The sequence below is a fragment of the Solemya elarraichensis gill symbiont genome, assembly GCF_002021095.1.
Classification (GTDB): domain Bacteria; phylum Pseudomonadota; class Gammaproteobacteria; order Chromatiales; family Chromatiaceae.
Window position 1 is genome coordinate 1 of the sequence record NZ_MPRK01000136.1, and the last position, 4,927, is coordinate 4,927.

The 4,927-nt window shown below is 48.7% G+C and carries 4 protein-coding genes; 1 reads left to right on the forward strand and 3 read right to left on the reverse strand.

The annotated features are described in order from the left end of the window. Positions 1-62: 62 nt before the first annotated feature. The 3 genes from BOW51_RS07510 to BOW51_RS07520 form a co-directional block, all read right to left on the reverse strand. A complete protein-coding gene (locus BOW51_RS07510; RefSeq protein ID WP_245828604.1) occupies positions 63-2,177 on the reverse strand; it encodes an efflux RND transporter permease subunit in 2,115 nt (704 codons plus the stop codon). Between the two features lie 83 nt (positions 2,178-2,260). Then, positions 2,261-3,115 carry a pentapeptide repeat-containing protein gene (locus BOW51_RS07515; protein WP_078477142.1) on the reverse strand — a complete coding sequence of 285 codons (855 nt, stop codon included), beginning with the start codon at positions 3,113-3,115 and terminating at the stop codon, positions 2,261-2,263. A gap of 187 nt (positions 3,116-3,302) precedes the next feature. Next, entirely contained in the window at positions 3,303-3,497 is a 195-nt protein-coding gene (locus BOW51_RS07520) for a hypothetical protein (protein WP_078477143.1), read from the reverse strand. A 353-nt stretch (positions 3,498-3,850) separates the two neighbouring features. On the opposite strand from BOW51_RS07520, the gene BOW51_RS07525 reads away from it, so the two are divergent. Beyond that, on the forward strand, positions 3,851-4,711 hold the full coding sequence (locus BOW51_RS07525) for a diguanylate cyclase (protein WP_167367272.1): 861 nt from the start codon (positions 3,851-3,853) through the stop codon (positions 4,709-4,711). Positions 4,712-4,927 lie beyond the last annotated feature (216 nt).

Sequence of the window (4,927 nt, forward strand, 5' to 3'; positions counted from 1 at the left end):
CCCATAGACCTCGGCCACCATGGTTTGCAGAACGGGTGGGCCCGGCGGCATCTCGACAACGGCTATTCTCGCACCTGCCTGCTCGGCAATTGGCGTAACAAATCGCGCGCAGCTTCTGCAATCTCGTGACTGCTGCGTTCACGATCTCCTTTATCTAGAAGCATGACCTGTATGTCAGACTGCCATGGCTGCATGCGCAGGTAGTAGTGCCTGACCATGCCGTTGAAATTGAATGGTGAAACAGTACCGACGTAGCTCTGCATCGCGGTAATCTCTTCCATGCTCTTCAGCGCATCAACCAGCTTGTAAGTAAAGCTTGCAGTTGTTGGTAGTAGCGTTCCTTCGGGCAGATTGATAACAACGTTAAATTCCGGCTTGTTATCAAATGGCAGCATCTTGACTGCCACGGCCTTTGTATAGAACATCGAGCAGGCCGCAAAAAACAGCACGATAATGACAGCCAGGAACATGCGTGATTTGACCTTGCTCTGGATAAGCGGCTCAATCACCGGGCGAAAAATGTTGCCGATCAGATTCTGGGTTTTCTCTTCACGAACAGCAGCCTTGTTCAGGGCATTCATTTTCGGTCGCAGCTTGTAGGCAAACCACGGCGTGAAAACCAAGGCAGCAAACAGTGAAAATGCCATCGCAACAGAACCGAACAGGGGGATCGGAAACATGTAGGGCCCCATCATGCCGCTGACAAAGCCCATTGGCAGCAGCGCTGAAAGAACTGTCAGTGTCGCAATAATCGTGGGATTACCAACTTCACGTACAGCATCAACCGCCGTGTCTATACGTGTCTCTCCATCATGCAGCCATCGCCGGAATATATTTTCCACCACAACGGTTGCATCATCGACAAGAATACCGATGGAGAAGATCAGCGCGAACAGGCTGACACGGTTAATCGTGTAGCCCATAACCCAGGCTGACCAGATTGTGATAAGGATAACAATCGGAATGATCGTAATAACAACAACTGCAGGTCTCCTGCCGATTGTGATCCATGACAGCAGTGACACTGCAATAGCGGCGCCAAGCAGGGACGTCAGCAGTTCATTAACCTTGTCGTTGGCTGTTTTACCGTAGTTGCGGGTAATTTCGACGTTGATGCTATCCGGAATGAGGCGCCCTTTGAGCGATTCCAGTTTCGCCAGGAGATCCTCGGCTACCGTTACACCGTTTGTGCCCTCTTTTTTTGCAATCGCAATTGTGACAGCAGGTGCTATCCCGGTCTGTTTATCGCTGCCGTTTGCCGGACCGCTGAAGTAGTTGACTATCCTGCTCGGCACCTCTTCCCCGTCAACTACGTTAGCAATATCTGCAACATAAATGGGGGCACCATCATGCGTACCTAGAACGAGCCGACCGATCTCCTCACCATTCTTCAGGAAATGGCCTGATGTAATAGTGAAATGCGAAGTGTTTTTTTCAATCGTACCAACCTTTTTCTCTTCGTTGGCTGCACGAATGGTTCTGGCTATCTGGTTAAGACTGATGTTATATCCCGCCAGGCGCTCTGGCAGTACTTCGATACGAATCTGCTGACTTCTCCCTCCTGCGACAAATCCCTGACCTGTATTCGGCACCTCTTTGAGGCGTTGCACAACGTCTGTTGCCAGCACCCTGAGTGTCGAATCATCAACCTCTTCGGACCAGAGCGTTACTGTCACCACGGGAACATCATCAATTCCCTTGGGCTTCACCAGAGGCATCGACACGCCGGGAGAAATCTTGTCGAGATTTGACTGGAGCTTGTCATGAACCTTGACGATAGATGGTCCCAGCTGTTCTCCAACTTCAAAACGTACGGTTACTATTCCCTGGCCGCGCTCGGATGCGGAATAGACATGCTTGACCCCGGGAATATCACTCATGATGCGTTCAAGCGGATCAATCGCAAGGCTGGCGACCTGCTGAGGAGAGACCCCGGGATATGTAATAAATATATCGATCATGGGGACCGATATTTCCGGGTCTTCCTGTCGCGGAGTAAAAAGCAGGCCCAATACACCAATGAAAAGGCTGGCGATTAGCAGCATTGGTGACAATGGAGAGGTGATAAAGGTACGCGCAAGGTTTCCGGCCAGCCCGAGAGAAACCTTCTCTTCATGAGGCAGCGGCGGGTGACCAGGTGCAGGCCGTCGTGTTCGGACCTTCTCAGGGAGCTTCATTCTGAATCTCCTTTATTCGAACATTATCTACAACGATTGCTCGAAATATGTCTCTCTACTACACGTGACGAGTATGCTGTTACTTATCGTAAGTCACGTACGTAGGATGGTATATCTGCATTTAGTGCTTGCGAGAAATTGGCGAATGTCATGGTGACAGTGGCCAATTCAACATCGTCAAAATTAGCGTTAGTAACAATAGCGCGCCTGAGAATTGAGCCACTCATGACGGCGTGACTTAAATCCACATCAGTCAGGTTGGTTCCTCGCATTCTGCAATCCTCGGCAAGCACGTTACGCATTTTTGCCCCCTTCAGATTCGCATCATCGAAGTTGGCAAGATTGATCACACTGAAACCATCATTGCGGACACTTTCCAGGTTAATATTGCTGAGGTCGGACTCTGAAAATATTGCCGCGTTCAGGTGACTGTCACGAAAGTCGCTGTCATTCAGTTTCGAGTTTGAGAGATTGGACTTGATCATCCTGCAGCCCTGGGCAAAAACGTTCGTGAGATCGCTTGCGTGCATGTCTGTATAGCTCTGGTTGGTTCCCTCAAGTCTCGAATTGGCGAAAGTTGAATTACCCATCATGACGCGTCGAAAATCTGCGTGGCTCAGGTTCGCATTAGAGAGATTACAACACTCCAGGTTTGCCGCGGTCGAGCGCAACTCGCTACCGAACTGCGCGGCTGTCATGTTTGCGCCTTCCAGGTTTGAATGACCCAGGTTTGCCTCACGCAGGATCGCCCTTGAGAGATTAGCGCCACGCAAGTCAGACCCACCAAGATTTGCGCCGGTGAGATTGGCACCGGTTAAATCAGCATCTCTGAGGTTTGCTCCCTGTAATTCCATTTCCCGGAGGTCAGCACCTGCAAGAGTGTCAGAATCAACACTAGCGAGGACCTCATTCGTATCCAGTTGTGTGATTTCGACCATCTATAGAGTTCCTTGTGTGTAAATGAATCTATGCACCTGATGCTTTCAGTAAAGCTACAACAATAAAGAGCAAAACCACACACCCAAACCAACAGGCACAGGAAATATCGAACCTCTCTATCTTTACTTTAATACCGGGTATTAATAGAGAGTTGATTTAAATCAACTATATTCCAATTTGATCAGGTTAGCGCGGGGTTACAAAAATCATCATTATCCTGGCCGAAAGCTCATCATCGGCGGTTATCGCAGCCGTCCACTTGGGCAAAGCCTGGGCAAACCAGATCAGGAAAACAATCAGCACAACCTTCTTGCTGGTCGATAGTTGCTTGTATCGCTCACGCAAATCCTCATGATCCTTGTCGCGCTTGGGATCAGCCATATCTCCTCACCATCCATTTTTTATAACTATTCTCAGCCGATGATTATTATTGTTAATTCGGCGCCTGCCTGTGATTTCCGTGCAGTGTCAGTGCACATCTTTTTGTAGTTATTGGTCAGGTATTGATGAATATAGCGCAAAACTGCTGTGATGAGGCAACTCTTGAGAAAAAGAGTGCATACTGTTCAATAAATGACAGTGAACATAACTGCTATCACTTACAACCATTTTCGTTGATAATGATGCAAGCATAAGGGGAATTTCGCACCTGGACAGATTTGTGCTGTGGCGCGTGTCTAACCAAAAAAATAGACAGGGATTTCAAATCAGCTGTGGAAATAGTGGGAGAGCGAGTGGCCAATATTCTGGTAATTGATGACTCATCCAGTAATCGGGAATTTATTTCCTCGGTACTGGAGTATGAAGGACATAAGATTCTTCAGGCTTCAAATGGCCATGATGGTATTGAAATGGCTGAAATCCATGATCCGGACGTGATCATCCTGGACATCATGATGCCCGAAATGGATGGTTATGAAACCTGCCGTATCATTCGTTCACACCCTCTTGCTGCCCTGACATACATCATATTCCTGTCTGCCAATGGGGAGATTACTGACAGAGTCACCGGACTGGATACCGGTGCAGATGCCTATCTCTCAAAACCCTTCGCGCCTGAAGAACTCAAAGCCGTCGTCCGTACAGGCGTGCGCACGACAAGGGAATGCCGCAATGCCATGAAAGACGGCCTCACCGGGCTCTGGAATCGGCGCGCATTCGACAGCATGCTAAGTCACGAGTTCGAATCGGCCTTGCGCTACGACTATCCTGTTTCACTGGCGATCATGGATATCGATCGTTTCAAGGCCGTGAATGACAATTTTGGTCATGACGAGGGTGACCTTGTTCTTGCAATTACTGCCGCCATGTTGAACAAGATTGCACGTCCAAGCGACCTGACATTTCGATGGGGTGGAGAGGAATTCGTGTGGTTACTACCTCACACCGGCCTGGACAATGCCACCATCGCAGCCGAACGTTTGAGATCAAAGATCGAATCACATCTTTTTGAAGACGTTGGATCATTGACCGTCAGTTTCGGAATTACCGAAATACTCAAGGATGACTCGACAGAAACTCTGTGGAAACGTGCCGACGAAGCCCTTTACCGCGCAAAAAATAACGGGCGCAATCGTATAGAAGTGGCTCGCTGACCGAACCGGATTACGGTTTAGAAAATACGGGCCTAAAAAATGTCCTTTAGTAATTGGGTGTAAAGGCCAAGAATGTATATAAAAAAATAAACAATCAAATCACCATCATGTCGTATCCACAAGCGTGTCTTTGATCTCGTGATGTAAAACGGGACATCCAAGTCGCCCTTTTACACTCGATCTTCGACAGCCTTTATTGCCCCGGACGCCCTGCGT

Bases quoted from the DNA above. Each gene is read 5' to 3' on its own strand.
- BOW51_RS07510 (WP_245828604.1), bottom strand. From the start codon at position 2,177: ATGAAGCTCCCTGAGAAGGTCCGAACACGACGGCCTGCACCTGGTCAC.
- BOW51_RS07515 (WP_078477142.1), bottom strand. From the start codon at position 3,115: ATGGTCGAAATCACACAACTGGATACGAATGAGGTCCTCGCTAGTGTT.
- BOW51_RS07520 (WP_078477143.1), bottom strand. From the start codon at position 3,497: ATGGCTGATCCCAAGCGCGACAAGGATCATGAGGATTTGCGTGAGCGA.